Annotated in this window: 1 protein-coding gene; it reads right to left on the reverse strand. The window is 66.5% G+C overall.

The window, feature by feature from the left end; translation table 11 throughout:
• Positions 1-388 (reverse strand): cytochrome c-type biogenesis CcmF C-terminal domain-containing protein (locus tag Y887_RS17980; protein WP_046965653.1); only part of this gene is annotated, 388 nt, incomplete at both ends.

Here is a 388-nt window from a genome sequence, read left to right on the forward strand (position 1 = left end):
ACCCAACGCTTCGCGCACGCGGGCCTTTACCTTGACACGATAACGACGATCACCGGCGGCCAGGGCACCGCCCAGGCCCATCATCAGCCCACCCAACCACATCCAGCGCACGAACGGCCTGATATGCACGCGCACTGCCCAGGCACCGTCGCCCAGCGGCTCGCCGAGGGCCACATAGAGGTCGCGAGTGAAGCCGGCGTCGATGCCCGCCTCGGTCATCGGCATCTGCTGCACGGTGTACAGGCGCTTCTCCGGATGCAGGGTGGCGATCTGCTTGTCACCGTCGAAAACCCGGATGGTGGCCTTGTCCGAGGTGAAGTTCGGCCCCTCGTGGTGCACCGCCCCCTCGAAGACGAACTCGTAGCCACCCAGCGACAGCGACTCGCCC

The sequence above is a fragment of the Xanthomonas pisi DSM 18956 genome (assembly GCF_001010415.1).
Taxonomy (GTDB): domain Bacteria; phylum Pseudomonadota; class Gammaproteobacteria; order Xanthomonadales; family Xanthomonadaceae; genus Xanthomonas; species Xanthomonas pisi.